Origin of the sequence: Marisediminicola antarctica, from assembly GCF_009930795.1 — a bacterium.
In the GTDB taxonomy this organism is placed as follows: Bacteria; Actinomycetota; Actinomycetes; order Actinomycetales; family Microbacteriaceae; genus Marisediminicola; species Marisediminicola antarctica.
In genome coordinates, this window is the sequence record NZ_CP017146.1 from 1,404,899 (window position 1) to 1,416,908 (window position 12,010).

Annotated in this window: 12 protein-coding genes; 8 read left to right on the forward strand and 4 right to left on the reverse strand. The window is 67.3% G+C overall.

Annotated features, from left to right (window positions below):
- The first annotated feature begins 80 nt into the window (after positions 1-80).
- The gene (locus BHD05_RS06695) at positions 81-1,130 is read left to right on the forward strand and encodes a 4-hydroxy-3-methylbut-2-enyl diphosphate reductase (RefSeq protein ID WP_161887403.1); all 1,050 of its coding nucleotides are present in this window, start codon (positions 81-83) and stop codon (positions 1,128-1,130) included.
- Positions 1,130-1,729 (forward strand): DUF6264 family protein, encoded by a 600-nt coding sequence (locus BHD05_RS06700; protein ID WP_161885738.1) that lies wholly within the window; start codon positions 1,130-1,132, stop codon positions 1,727-1,729. Before BHD05_RS06695 ends, BHD05_RS06700 begins: the two co-directional genes overlap by 1 nt.
- A 377-nt stretch (positions 1,730-2,106) precedes the next feature.
- On the opposite strand, the gene fbaA is transcribed toward BHD05_RS06700, so the two are convergent.
- A complete protein-coding gene (gene fbaA, locus BHD05_RS06705; protein WP_161885739.1) occupies positions 2,107-3,132 on the reverse strand; it encodes a class II fructose-bisphosphate aldolase in 1,026 nt (341 codons plus the stop codon).
- Positions 3,133-3,401: 269 nt separating this feature from the next.
- On the opposite strand from fbaA, the gene glpX reads away from it, so the two are divergent.
- Positions 3,402-4,430 carry a class II fructose-bisphosphatase gene (gene glpX, locus BHD05_RS06710; protein ID WP_161885740.1) on the forward strand — a complete coding sequence of 343 codons (1,029 nt, stop codon included), beginning with the start codon at positions 3,402-3,404 and terminating at the stop codon, positions 4,428-4,430.
- Positions 4,431-4,478: 48 nt separating this feature from the next.
- Here the strand turns inward: glpX and BHD05_RS06715 are convergent, their stop codons facing one another.
- Positions 4,479-5,822: a DNA recombination protein RmuC gene (locus BHD05_RS06715; RefSeq protein WP_161885741.1), complete on the reverse strand. Its 1,344-nt coding sequence runs from the start codon at positions 5,820-5,822 to the stop codon at positions 4,479-4,481.
- 57 nt (positions 5,823-5,879) lie between these two features.
- On the opposite strand from BHD05_RS06715, the gene BHD05_RS06720 reads away from it, so the two are divergent.
- A complete protein-coding gene (locus BHD05_RS06720; protein WP_161885742.1) occupies positions 5,880-7,367 on the forward strand; it encodes a CoA-acylating methylmalonate-semialdehyde dehydrogenase in 1,488 nt (495 codons plus the stop codon).
- A 28-nt stretch (positions 7,368-7,395) separates the two neighbouring features.
- Complete coding sequence (locus tag BHD05_RS06725; protein ID WP_161885743.1) at positions 7,396-7,737, forward strand: hypothetical protein; 342 nt, start codon at positions 7,396-7,398, stop codon at positions 7,735-7,737.
- Positions 7,738-7,945: 208 nt separating this feature from the next.
- Here BHD05_RS06725 and BHD05_RS06730 read toward each other — a convergent pair whose 3' ends face one another.
- Together BHD05_RS06730 and BHD05_RS06735 are read right to left on the reverse strand one after the other, a co-directional pair.
- Positions 7,946-8,563, reverse strand: a complete 618-nt coding sequence (locus BHD05_RS06730) for an exonuclease domain-containing protein (RefSeq protein ID WP_161885744.1) — start codon at positions 8,561-8,563, stop codon at positions 7,946-7,948.
- 115 nt (positions 8,564-8,678) lie between these two features.
- Positions 8,679-9,539 (reverse strand): Fpg/Nei family DNA glycosylase, encoded by an 861-nt coding sequence (locus BHD05_RS06735; protein WP_161885745.1) that lies wholly within the window; start codon positions 9,537-9,539, stop codon positions 8,679-8,681.
- Positions 9,540-9,622: 83 nt separating this feature from the next.
- Here BHD05_RS06735 and ychF point away from each other — a divergent pair, with 83 nt between their 5' ends.
- From ychF to BHD05_RS15695, 3 genes are all read left to right on the forward strand, one after another.
- Positions 9,623-10,696 (forward strand): redox-regulated ATPase YchF, encoded by a 1,074-nt coding sequence (gene ychF, locus BHD05_RS06740; RefSeq protein WP_161885746.1) that lies wholly within the window; start codon positions 9,623-9,625, stop codon positions 10,694-10,696.
- Positions 10,697-10,815: 119 nt separating this feature from the next.
- Positions 10,816-11,238 (forward strand): hypothetical protein, encoded by a 423-nt coding sequence (locus tag BHD05_RS06745; protein ID WP_161885747.1) that lies wholly within the window; start codon positions 10,816-10,818, stop codon positions 11,236-11,238.
- Positions 11,239-11,543: 305 nt separating this feature from the next.
- On the forward strand, positions 11,544-11,687 hold the full coding sequence (locus tag BHD05_RS15695; protein ID WP_202614311.1) for a GPGG-motif small membrane protein: 144 nt from the start codon (positions 11,544-11,546) through the stop codon (positions 11,685-11,687).
- The last annotated feature ends 323 nt before the right edge of the window (positions 11,688-12,010 follow it).

Sequence of the window (12,010 nt, forward strand, 5' to 3'; positions counted from 1 at the left end):
GCAGGTTCTGCCCAGTGGGCGCCGCGTAGAATCTGTTTGTGAGCAATATCACTAACGGAGCCCTCGCGGTGGACCTCGAAATGCCCCGCATCCCGGCCCTTCGCAACAGGCTAAAGGATAACCCCGTCACGGGAGTGAAGCGGGTGCTCCTCGCCGCGCCCCGAGGCTACTGTGCAGGAGTGGACCGGGCCGTGATCGCGGTCGAGAAGGCGCTTGAGCGCTTCGGCGCCCCCGTCTATGTGCGCAAGCAGATCGTGCACAACATCCACGTCGTCTCGACGCTGGAGAAGAAGGGCGCGATCTTCGTGGACGAGGTCGGCGAGGTGCCCGAGGGCTCGCACATCGTATTCTCCGCCCACGGGGTATCGCCGAAGGTCGTCGCCGACGCGGCCGACCGCAGCCTCGAGGCGATCGACGCGACCTGCCCTCTCGTCACCAAGGTGCACCGCGAGGCCGTGCGGTTCGCCCGCGATGACTTCGAGATCCTGCTCATCGGCCACGAGGGCCACGAGGAGGTCGAGGGCACCATGGGCCACGCTCCCGAGCGCACGACGCTCATCAACAGCCCCGCCGATGTCGCATCCCTCCAGGTGAAGGACCCGGACAACCTCGTCTGGCTCAGCCAGACCACGCTCAGCGTCGACGAGACGATGGAGACCGTGCGGATGCTGCGCGAGCGGTTCCCGAACCTGCACAACCCGCCGAGCGACGACATCTGCTACGCGACCCAGAACCGCCAGGTGGCGATCAAGAAGGTGGCGGAGGAGGCCGAGCTCGTGATCGTCGTGGGCTCCGCCAACAGCTCCAATACCGTGCGCCTCGTCGACGTCGCGCTTGAGAACGGCGCCACGGCGGCCTACCGGGTCGACTACGCGAACGAGATCCAGCAGGCCTGGCTCGACGGCGTTGCGACGGTCGGGGTAACCTCCGGCGCATCCGTTCCCGAGGTGCTCGTGCAGGAGGTGCTGGATGACCTCGCCGATGCCGGCTACGGCGACGTGCGCCAGGTGGTCACCGCCGAGGAGGACCTGATGTTCTCGCTCCCCAAGGAGCTGCGCAAGGACGCCGCAGGAGCACCGGACTCGCGTGGCCTCGGCGGCCGCAACCGTCGACTGGACTGGCAGGGCTGATGTCGGAAAATCGGCAGAATGCGGACGACGCGGCGCGGGCGGAGCCCTACTTCGGGGAGCGCCCGCGACCCGAGTACGGCGAGTACGCGACCCCCCAAAATCAGGCCGACGCGATCGCCAAAGCCCTCCCGCCAGTCTCGCCGCTGCTGACGCCGGCGGGCCGCCAGGCCGCCGTCACGCCCGCGGCCCCGGCGGCCCGAAGGGCTGCGCCGGTCCTCACACCATCGCGCCCCCGCCGCCGCTGGGATCTTTTTCTCAGCATCGCTCTGCTCGCCTACGGCCTGCTCACCGTCTTGGGCGGGTTCGTTCAGTACTCCGATATCCCGGCGATCATCAACCAGGCCTACGCGGCCCAGCGCATCGGCGAGTTCACCTCGATCGAGCAGGCCGGGACCGTCGGAACAACCATCATGGTTGCCAACGTCGTCCTCTACGCGATCACGGCGTTCCTCACGGTACGGCTGCTTCGCGCCCGCCGGCTGGCGTTCTACGTGCCACTGATCGGCGGCGCGGTCGCCGCGACCGTCACGGTCGTCCTCATCCTCACGCTCGTCGTCAACGATCCGGCCTTCAGGGAGTTCGTCGCGAGCGTCACCTGACCCCTGGCCCCTGGCCTGTCCACCCGCTTCGGGCTTTCATAATTCAGGAGTGGGGGTTGGCTGACGCTGACTCGCTCGCTCGTCCGGCTTTCATCATTCAGGAGTTGCCGGTCGGGTAGGTGCAGTCGCGCGACGGAAACCGCATCCAACGGGCCGTTGCGGCGGCCAGATGCTGTGTTGCCAGCCATCCACCGCCGCGGCCGTCCCGTAATCCGGCTTGGTCTGCCGATTCACTCCTGAATGTTGAAAGCAGCCCAACCGGCCCGGCTCCTGAATGTTGAAAGCAGCCCAACCGGCCCGGCTCCTGAATGATGAAAGGGCCAACCCCGGGCGATTGCCCGGGACCGGCCCTTCACTCCTGAATGATGACAGTCGGGCTAGGAGCCCGAGTGGCCCGCCGAGCCGAGCTGGCGGGTCGCATCGACGACGCGCGCGGCCATGCCCTTCTCGGCGATCTTGCCCCACGAGCGCGGGTCGTAGACCTTCTTGTTGCCGACCTCGCCGTCGATCTTGAAGAATCCGTCGTAGTTCTTGAGCACCGTGTCGGCGACGGCGCGGCTGTAGGCGTACTGCGTGTCGGTGTCGATGTTCATCTTCACGACACCGTTGGCGACGGCCGTGGCGATCTCCTCGTCGGTCGAACCCGAGCCGCCGTGGAAGACGAGGTCGAGCGGCAGCGCATCCGTCCCGTACTTCGACTGGATGCCGGACTGAATCTCGCCCAGCAGGTCCGGGCGCAGTTTCACGTTGCCGGGCTTGTAGACCCCGTGCACGTTGCCGAACGTGAGCGCGGCGATGTAGCGCCCCTGGTCGCCGAGGCCGAGCGCGTCGACGAGGCCGATCACGTCGTCGAGCGTCGTGTACAGATTCGCGTTGATGTCGTGGCTGACGCCGTCTTCCTCGCCACCGACGACGCCGATCTCGACCTCGAGGATCGAGTTGATCGCCTTCATTCGTGGAAGCAGCATCTTCGCGATCTCGAGGTTCTCGCCAAGAGGCACAGCCGAGCCGTCCCACATGTGCGACTGGAAGATCGGGTTTCGTCCGGCGCGCACCTCGGCCTCGGAGGCCTCGATGAGCGGCAGCACGAAGCCGTCGAGTGCGTCCTTCGGGCAGTGGTCTGTGTGCAGCGCAACGGTGACCGGGTAGTTCTTGGCGACCTCGGTCGCGAACGCGGCGAAGGCGAGGGCCCCGGATGCGCGGTTCTTGACGCTCTGGCCGGCGAAGTAGTCGGCGCCGCCGGTGGTCACCTGGATGATGCCGTCGGAGCCGGCCTCGGTCAGGCCCTGGAGCACGGCGTTGATCGTCGACGACGACGACACGTTGATCGCGGGGTACGCGAAGCCGTTGTTCTTGGCCTTGTCGAGCATCTCTGCGTACTGCTCTGGGGTTGCGACGGGCATGTCATCTCCTCTGGGTGCTGAGGTCCGCGGCGCGGAACTCGTGGGTGCGGTACGTCGTTCGAAAGTCTAGCGAGGGGGCGAACGAAGCTGCGCGGCCGGATGCGGGTCGCCGTGGTGACGGACGGGTTCATCGCGCGGCGCATCCGCCGCCCCGCCCCATCTCAGGTTGCACATATGTGCCGCGTCGTCGGCACGCCCTCTCGCTAGGCTGGGAGAGCGGCTCGCCCGATTTGGCCCCGCCACGAGATTCGACGCACACGAGGATGAAAATGCCCACGGTGAACACCGAAAACGGAACCCTGTTCCTCCACCCCGACCGCAACCTCGCCATGGAACTGGTGCGAGCGACCGAAGCCGCCGCGATCCGCGCGGTGCCGTTCATCGGCCGCGGCGATAAGAATGCGGCCGACAAAGCCGCGGTCGACGCGATGCGCAAGTTCCTCGGCACGGTCAATTTCGACGGCGTCGTCGTGATTGGCGAGGGTGAGAAGGACGAAGCGCCGATGCTGTACAACGGCGAGCACGTGGGCAATGGCCGTGGACCTGCCTGCGACATTGCGGTCGACCCCATCGACGGCACCTCGCTCACCGCCGCCGGTCGGCAGAACGCGATCTCGATGATCGCCGTGTCCGACCGCGGCAGCATGCTCGACGCCTCGTCGGTGTTCTACATGGACAAGATCGTCGCGGGTCACGAGGCCGTCGGCATCGTCGACATCCGCAAGCCGATCGGCGAGAACCTGCGCGCCCTCGCGAAGGCCAAGGGCAAGCCGATCGGTGAGATGGTCGTAGCCGTGCTCGACCGGCCCCGCCACGCCCAGCTCATCGAGGACATCCGTACTGCCGGTGCCGGGACCCGCATCATGCTCGACGGCGATGTCGCTGGCGGCATCAACGCGGCCCGCTACGGCACGCGTATCGACATGTGCGTGGGCATCGGCGGATCCCCAGAGGGCGTGGCCACGGCATGCGCGATCAAGGCGCTCGGCGGGCTCATCCAGGGGCGCCTCGTCGCCTCGTCCGACGACGAGCGCCAGAAGGGCCTCGACGCTGGACTCAAGTTCGACTACATCTACGAGGCCGACGAACTCGTGAGCAGCAACAACACCTACTTCGTCGCCACCGGTGTGACCGACGGTGGTCTGGTCAGTGGGGTGCGCCGCAAGGGTCCGACGATCCACACCGAGAGCATCGTCCTGCGGGGTCGGTCCGGCACCGTGCGTCGCGTCATCGGCGAGCACCTCGCCGATAAGTGGATCGGTGAGCTCGACTTCGGAAACGTCGGCGACCACGCCTAGCCTTCGGATGCCGCGCGCCCGCGCGTTCGGCGGCGGGGGAACCTTCCCCTACGACGCCTCTGCCTCCAGCGCCGCGGTCAGCTCGAACGCCGTGAGTTCGCGCGGGGTCTCCTCGATCGTGCCGAGCGTGCCGAGCACCTTCGACTCGTCGAGCACGTTGAGCTTGCGCGCAGTCGGCAGCACCTGGCGCTCGAGCGAGCCGACGAACGAGTTGTAGTGCTTGACCGTGCTCTCGATCGACCGGCCGAGCTTGTCGGCGTGGGTCGCGAGGGTCGAGATGCGCCCGTAGAGCTCGCGACTCAGGTCGAACAGCTGCTTCGCCTCCTGTGTCACGACGTCCTGCTGCCAGCTGAACGCGACGGTCTTGAGCACCGACCAGAGGGTCACGGGCGACGACAGCGCGACGCGTTTGCTGAACGCGAACTCCATGATGGTCGGGTCGGCCTCAAGGGCGGATGACACGAGCGACTCGTTCGGGATGAACGCGATCACCATCTCGGGGCTCGCCGCGAGGCCCTGCCAGTAGGCCTTGCTGCCGAGCGTCGTGATGTGGTCGCGCACCGCCTTCACGTGCTGCTTCATGAGCTGCTCGCGGCGTGCGAGTTCGGCGTCGGATGCCGTCGCCGGAATCGCGCTCGCCTCGAGGAACGCGTTGAACGGCACCTTCGCGTCGACCGCGATGCTCTTACCCCCCGGGAGGTAGACGACCATGTCGGGGCGTCCGGCTCCGGCATCCGAGGAGATGCTCGCCTGCACATCGAAGTCGACCCGCTCCAGCAAACCAGCCGACTCGACGACGCTGCGCAACTGCGTCTCGCCCCAGACCCCCCGCGAGGCGTTGTTGCGCAGGGCGGAGGCGAGGGACTCGGCGGTGTTGCGCAGGCGCTCCTCAGACTCGGTCGCGTTGCGCAACTGCTGGCTGAGCTCGCCATGCTGCAGGCTGCGCTGGGTCTCGAGGTCGGCGACCTTGAGCTGCATCGCGCGCAGCGACTCCTGCACCGGGGTGAGCGCCTGCAGCACCTTGCCCTCGGCGCGGTCGCGTTCCTGCCTCGACGCACGGTCCGCCTCCTGACGCTCGATGAGCTCGCGGTACTGCCCCTGCTGGGCGCGCACCTGATCGCCGAGGGCGTCGGCGGTCGCCTGCACCGACGCGAGCTCGGCCGCGAGCCTCGACTGGGCGGCCGTCTCCTCGGCGCGCATCGCGGCGAGGTCGATGGCGTGCCGAGCCTCGACGAGGGCGGGGTCGACTCCGCCGTCGGCTCTGCCGTCGGCTCTGCCGTCGGCTCTGCCGCCGATTCCGCCCGACGAGACACGCGCGACGAACCAGACGAGGCCGGCACCGAGGAGGGCGCCGACGACGAGACCGAGCAGGAGGGCAAGAAGAGGGTCCATGCGCCCAGTGTGTCAGCGAGCACAGACATTGGTCGTTCGCGGCCATAGCATTGGCTCATGACCACTGTTGATCACTGGGTGAACGGCGCTGCCTTCACCGGAGAATCCTCCCGTACCTCGCCCGTCTACAACCCCGCTGCCGGCACGGTGCAGCGCGAGGTCCGCCTCGCCACTGTCGCCGATGTCGATACCGCGGTGCAGGCCGCCAAGGCCGCCTTCCCCGCCTGGTCGGGGGCATCCTGGGCGAAGAGGCAAACGGTGATGTTCGCGTTCCGCGAGCTGCTGAACGCGCGCAAGGAGGACGTAGCGGCGATCCTCACGAACGAGCACGGCAAGGTGCTCTCCGACGCTCTTGGCGAGGTCGCCCGCGGCCTCGAGGTCGTCGAGTTCGCCACCGGCATGCCACACCTCGCCAAGGGCGAGTACAGCTCGAACGTCTCGACCGGCGTCGACGTCTACTCGATCCGCCAGGCGCTCGGCGTCGTCGGCATCATCAGCCCCTTCAACTTCCCGGCGATGGTGCCGCTGTGGTTCTTCCCCATCGCGATCGCGGCCGGCAACACCGTCGTGCTCAAGCCGAGCGAGAAGGACCCGTCCGCGGCGATCTGGATGGCCGAACTGTTCAAGGAGGCTGGCCTGCCGGACGGCGTGTTCAACGTCGTGCACGGCGACAAGGAGTCCGTCGACGCGATGCTGCAGCATCCGGATGTCGCCTCGATCAGCTTCGTCGGATCGACCCCCATCGCCAAGTACATCTACGAGACCGCGTCGAAGGCCGGCAAGCGTGTGCAGGCGCTCGGCGGAGCAAAGAACCACATGCTCGTGCTGCCGGATGCCGATCTCGACCTCGTCGCGGACTCCGCAGTCAACGCGGGCTTCGGCTCGGCCGGGGAGCGGTGCATGGCGATCAGCGTCGTCGTGGCGGTCGAACCTGTCGCCGACGAGCTCATCGAGAAGATCGCGAGCCGCATGGCCGACCTCAAGGTCGGCGACGGCACGCGCGGCTGCGACATGGGACCGCTTATCACGCGCGAGCACCGCGATAAGGTCGCCGGCTACATCGACGTCGCGATCGAGGACGGCTCCACGGTCGTCATCGACGGGCGCGGCATCGAGGTCGACGGGGAGGCCGACGGATTCTGGCTCGGACCGACCCTGATCGACCGCGTGTCGACGAGCTCGAAGGTCTACACCGACGAGATCTTCGGCCCGGTGCTGTCGATCGTGCGTGTCGCGAGCTACGAGGACGGCGTCGCCCTGATCAACGCCTCGCAGTACGGCAACGGCACCGCGATTTTCACCAACGACGGCGGTGCCGCCCGGCGCTTCCAGAACGAGATCCAGGTGGGGATGATCGGCATCAACGTGCCGATCCCGGTGCCGGTCGGCTACTTCTCCTTCGGCGGCTGGAAGGACTCGCTGTTCGGAGACAGCAAAGCCTACGGCCCCGACGCCGTGCACTTCTTCACCCGGCAGAAGGCGATCACGAGCCGCTGGCTCGACCCAAGCCACGGCGGCATCAATCTCGGGTTCCCGCAGAACTGAATCCGAAGCCGACCGCAGAACTGACCCCGTGCTGTTCCGGCGCAGGCTCGATCAGCTCGATTTCGTTCGAGTGCTCGCCGTCCACCGCGTTCCCGACGGTCCCGTCGTGATCGCGGCGGCGGCGGGCCCGCTGCGGTCGCGCCGCGACGGTGACATGATCGTGCTCAAGTTCGACACGGGCCAGTACGCCGTCGCGGTCAGTCCCCGGGCACTGGCCTGGCGCTGGCCGGGTGCCGCGGGGGAGCCGTGCCGGATGATGCTGTACTCGGTCAGCGGGTCGCGTACCTGGCGCGGGGAGCTGCGTCGGGTCGCGAAGCCGCAGCGGCGCGACGCTCTGTACAAGGCCGATTTGGCGGCCCCGGCGAGCTGACCCGCCCACCGGCCGCACGGGTCGGAGTGACGTGTGCGCCCGTTTGTGACGTGCGCGCCCGCTCGAGCGGGCGCCTTTGTGACAAACGGGCGCTGAAGCAGGTGCGGCGCACGGCTGCCGCCGAGTTGTAACGCCGCGCGGTAGCGCCGCGCGGTAACGCCGCGCGGTAGCGCCGAGCGGTAGCGCCGAGCGGTAGCGCAGGAACGTATCAGGACAGGACCATCGGGGAGTTATCGTCGACGCGGCCCGACTGGCGTGCCGCCCCGATCGCCCCGATCTTCGACCCCGTGAGCTCGGCGAGGTGCGCGATGTCTGTCGCATCGTGCCGGTTGGCCGCGTGCACGATGATTGCCGCGCAGGCTCGGGCATCCGCGAGCGCGTCGTGGTGCGCGAAGTCCTCGAACCCGGCCGCCATCGCCGCGACCGGAAGCTTGTAGGAATCGAGGTGGTACGTCTTGCGAGCGACCTGGAGGCTGCACAGGTAGCGGTAGGCGGGCGCCTCGATGAAGCTCGCCGCGCAGGCCGCGGTGATCACCCCCATGTCGAAGCCGGCGTTGTGCGCGACGAAATGGTCGTCGCCGGCGAAGGCGATCAGGTCGGCGAATTGCTCGCCCCAGAGCGGCTCATCGGCGCAGTCCGCCTCGACGATCCCGTGGATGCGGGTGTTCCACTCATTGAAAGCGTCGTGGCCGAGGGGCGGGCGGATGAACCAGCTCGCCGAATCGACAACCTTGCCGTCGCGCACCTTGACCAGGCCGACCGAGCACGCGGACGCCCGCGAGGAGTTGGCGGTTTCGAAATCGATCGCAGTGAAGTCCAGTGGCATTGTTCGATGTTCTCATGGGCCTCCGACGCCGGGCGGCAGGCGCGCCCCATCCGGCGCCGGGCGGCAGGCGCGCCCCCTCCGACGGCACCCACCCGCATCCGCCAGCTCCGAGCCCTTACTTGAGCAGCCGCGAGAGCACCCGGTCGGCGAGCGGCTTCCCGCCGGTCTGGCAGGTCGGGCAGTACTGCAGCGTCGAGTCGGCGAAGATCACCTGCCGCACGGTGTCACCGCACACCGGGCAGGCCTCGCCGGTGCGGCCGTGCACGCGCAGCCCCGACTTCTTCTCCTTCTTGAGCTCGGATGCCGCGAGCCCGTCGGCGCGCGCGATCGCCTCCCGCAGGGTTGCCTGCATCGCGTCGAACAGCCGCGCCGCCTCCTCGGCCGACATGGCGGCCGGCTTGAACGGCGACATCCGCGCGGCGTGCAGGATCTCGTCGGAGTATGCGTTGCCGATCCCCGCGATGATCGACTGGTTGCGCAGCACGCCCTTGATCTGGGCGCGGCCAGCGGCGTGGAGGATGCCCGCGAGCGTGTCGCACGTGAAGCCCGCAGCGAGCGGGTCCGGCCCGAGGCGGGCGATGCCGGGCACGTCGGTGGGGGAGCGCACGACGTAGATCGCGAGGCTCTTCTTCGTGCCAGCCTCGGTCACGTCGAAACCCGACCCGTCATCCAGCACGAGCCGCGCCGCGAGCGGCCCCTTGCCCGACCGCCCGGTCTGCACCGGCGGAGCCTCCCGCCAGCGGATCCATCCCGCCCTCGCCAGATGCATCACGAGGTGCAGGTCACCGACCGCGAAGTCGAGGAACTTGCCGTGCCGAGCCACCCCGCCGACCACCGGGCCGGCAAGGGCCGAGACGGGCGGGTCGAACGTCTTCAGCGCGGCCACCGCGACGATGTCGAGCCGGTCGAGCGTGCGGCCGCGCAGCCGCGCGGTGAGGTCGCTCGCGAGAGCATGGACTTCGGGAAGCTCGGGCACCGCTTCAGTCTCGACCGGATCCCGGCCCCGCGCCACCCGTGCGCGCACGCCGGCGGCACGGCGGCCCGGTACCCTTGACACTCGTGGCTCTCACTATTGCAATCGTCGGACTGCCCAATGTCGGCAAGTCCACCCTCTTCAACGCGCTGACCAAGAACTCGGTGCTCGCCGCGAACTACCCGTTCGCGACGATCGAACCGAACGTCGGCGTGGTGAACCTGCCCGATGAGCGCCTCGCGAAGCTCGCCGGCATCTTCGGCTCCGAGCGCATCCTGCCAGCGCCGGTGTCGTTCGTCGACATCGCCGGCATCGTCAAGGGTGCCAGCGTCGGCGAGGGCCTCGGCAACAAGTTCCTCGCAAATATCCGCGAGGCGGATGCGATCGCGCAGGTCATCCGCGGATTCGCCGACCCCGACGTCATCCACGTCGATGCCAAGGTCGACCCGGCCTCCGACATGGAGACGATCAACACCGAGCTGATCCTCGCCGACCTGCAGACCCTCGAGAACGCCCAGGCGCGCTACGACCGCGACCTGCGCGCGAAGAAGATCGACCAGACCACGATCGACACCGCAGCGAAGGCCGTCGCCTGGCTCAACGAGGGCAGGCCGCTCTCGGCATCCGATATCGACCTCGAGCCGATCCGCCAGCTCGGCCTGCTCACCGCGAAGCCGTTCATCTACGTCTTCAACGTCGACGAGGACGTGCTCGGCGACTCCGCCAAGCTCGACCAGCTCGCCGCGCTCGTGGCACCGGCGAAGGCGATCTTCCTCGACGCGAAGCTCGAGTCGGAGCTCATCGACCTCGACGAGGCCGAGGCCGCCGAGCTGCTCGAGAGCACCGGCCAGGCCGAGAGCGGCCTCAACCAGCTCGCCCGCATCGGCTTCGACACCCTCGGCCTGCAGACCTACCTGACGGCCGGTCCGAAGGAGACGCGCGCCTGGACGATCGGCAAGGGCTGGACCGCACCGCAGGCCGCCGGCGTGATCCACACCGACTTCCAGAAGGGCTTCATCAAGGCCGAGATCGTGTCGTTCGACGACCTGGTCGAGGCCGGCTCGATGGCGGATGCGAAGGCCAAGGGCAAGGCGCGCATCGAGGGCAAGGAATATGTCATGAAGGATGGCGATGTGGTGGAGTTCAGGTTCAACGTCTGACTGTCGGTCTGATCAAGGGTTTTCGTCAGACCGGCACGAGTGGATGAGTGAGTTGCGACTCGGCATCGATAGCTTCCGCAGTCTTGCATCGGTGTCTTGATGGACGCCATGCTCTAAACATGAGCAATTGGCAGCGCAGGACTCTCGGCACCGCGGTCGTTCTTTCCGTGGGCGTCAGTCTCGTCGCGTGCTCGGCAACCTCGGTTCAGGAGTCCCCGAACGGCCGGTTGATTGCCGTCTCCGGGCAGGCGAGCGACGCCCAGGAGCAGGCGCTCGCGACTGGAACAGTCGTGTGGGGGCGTGGCGATTGCATGGTGGTCGAAGCGGAGGAGACCTACCTCATTGTGTTCCCGCGGGGCACGACGATCGGCGACAGTGAAAAGGTGACCCTCCCCAACGGCTCTGTCATCAGCGCTGGCGACGAGGTGGGACTTGGGGGCGGCTTCCACTTGGCTTCCACGGCGAAGAGTGAGCTCTCGGCGATACCGGAGGCGTGTCTGACCGAAGAGGTGTTTTGGGCAACCGGCGAGGTGGCAGAGTGATCCCGGTCGCCGGATGCAGTCCTCACGCATGTTCGCGCGGCAGGCCTTCCTCGCAGACACTTTTCGGCTACGAAACGTGGTGGAGTTCCGCTTCAACGTGTAGTGCCGCTCAGTATCGCGAGGGCTGGCCGATTGACGCAGGGCGTGTGAGCGAAGCTATTCGAACATGACAGAGTCTCACTACCGCGACATTCTGGATGAACCACGGTGGTCGGAGCCCCAACAGAGGGTACGTTTTCTTCAATAGATCGAAACGCCGCTGTGGGCGTATGGTCCGTCAGCGCTAGACGAAATGGAGCAACACCATGGCCACAATTCTCTGGATCATCGCGGCAATCCTCGTTATTGCGGGCATTGTCGCGCTCTTTCGGCGCCAGATTCTCTGGGGCGTCGTACTCATCGTTGTGGGACTGCTGGTGGGTCCCGGTGGTGTGAGTCTCTTTACTTGAGGCCGTGGAACGCGCGGTAGCGAGAGGGCGCGCCGAGTCGTGTGCGCCCCGTCTACGATCGTGGGTTGGACGCGTTCGGACAGCTGCCACCCCTGAGGCCCATGGGTGACAGACGAACAGGGTCAGATCAAAGATGCGCACTGTCCGGTCGCATTGCGGCCGACGACGTTGACGCTGCCGGGGATGAAACCACCGGACACTTCAGGCGTCAGTCCCATGCAGGTGAGGTTGCGCCCGATCGTGTTGTTCTTGATTGACCACGGAATCTCGAAGCCTCAACCGCACAGCGTGACGTTCCCGTGGACAGTGATTCCGTTCAGCAG

Bases quoted from the DNA above. Each gene is read 5' to 3' on its own strand.
- BHD05_RS06720 (WP_161885742.1), top strand. From the start codon at position 5,880: ATGACCACTGTTGATCACTGGGTGAACGGCGCTGCCTTCACCGGAGAA.
- BHD05_RS06695 (WP_161887403.1), top strand. From the start codon at position 81: ATGCCCCGCATCCCGGCCCTTCGCAACAGGCTAAAGGATAACCCCGTC.
- BHD05_RS06745 (WP_161885747.1), top strand. From the start codon at position 10,816: ATGAGCAATTGGCAGCGCAGGACTCTCGGCACCGCGGTCGTTCTTTCC.
- BHD05_RS15695 (WP_202614311.1), top strand. From the start codon at position 11,544: ATGGCCACAATTCTCTGGATCATCGCGGCAATCCTCGTTATTGCGGGC.
- glpX (WP_161885740.1), top strand. From the start codon at position 3,402: ATGCCCACGGTGAACACCGAAAACGGAACCCTGTTCCTCCACCCCGAC.
- fbaA (WP_161885739.1), bottom strand. From the start codon at position 3,132: ATGCCCGTCGCAACCCCAGAGCAGTACGCAGAGATGCTCGACAAGGCC.
- BHD05_RS06715 (WP_161885741.1), bottom strand. From the start codon at position 5,822: ATGGACCCTCTTCTTGCCCTCCTGCTCGGTCTCGTCGTCGGCGCCCTC.
- BHD05_RS06700 (WP_161885738.1), top strand. From the start codon at position 1,130: ATGTCGGAAAATCGGCAGAATGCGGACGACGCGGCGCGGGCGGAGCCC.
- BHD05_RS06730 (WP_161885744.1), bottom strand. From the start codon at position 8,563: ATGCCACTGGACTTCACTGCGATCGATTTCGAAACCGCCAACTCCTCG.